The 592-nt window shown below is 66.2% G+C and carries 1 protein-coding gene; it reads right to left on the bottom strand.

Annotated features, from left to right (window positions below):
- Positions 1-69: 69 nt before the first annotated feature.
- Complete coding sequence (locus AC1DVK_RS27130; protein WP_476950240.1) at positions 70-396, bottom strand: hypothetical protein; 327 nt, start codon at positions 394-396, stop codon at positions 70-72.
- Positions 397-592: the final 196 nt, after the last annotated feature.

The following is a 592-nucleotide window of genomic DNA, read 5'->3' as shown; positions in this document are numbered from 1 at the left end:
GGCTACTCAGGCTGGCGGAACCGGGTTTTTGAGCTAAGGCGGGGTAGTTCCGGCCGTTGGTGCGGTGCGTCAGGCTGCCAGGGCCAGTGCTGGGGCCGCGGACGCCGCGTAGCCCGGCGTCAGGATACTGATCCGATAGTCGCGCTGGAGCGGGTCCACGTGCGCCGGCAGGTGGTGCGACTTTGCGCACGCGCGAAGCTCTCCCATGGCGTCGGGGTCAGTCTGTGCACGGGTCACATCGAGTACCAGCGCCAGTCCGGAGGCGAGCGAGGTGGCGCGCTGGACCACGTCATACAGTCCATGGACGCTCTGGACCGTCACGTGGCCCTGGACCCTTACGTGGGCCTTGGCGCCGTCGAGGTCCACGCTGACCAGCACCCGCAGCTTCTCGTTCACAAAGTTCTCCGCTCCAAAACGGGGCCACCACGCTGTGGCCCCCGACAACGATAGACGCAATGTGACCTGGATAACAACACCATCCGTGAGTCGGGCGCCGTGCGGAAGGCTGACGGCAGCGACGGCGCAAGGCCGGTATGGACTTTGGAGCAGCGGACGGGCGCTGGAAAAGTTCGGGGTCGGTGGCGTCATGTAC

This window comes from Peribacillus sp. P4_B1, assembly GCF_056402395.1.
The sequence above is the reverse complement of the archived record's forward strand: the minus strand, read 5'-3'. Positions and strand labels throughout refer to the sequence as shown.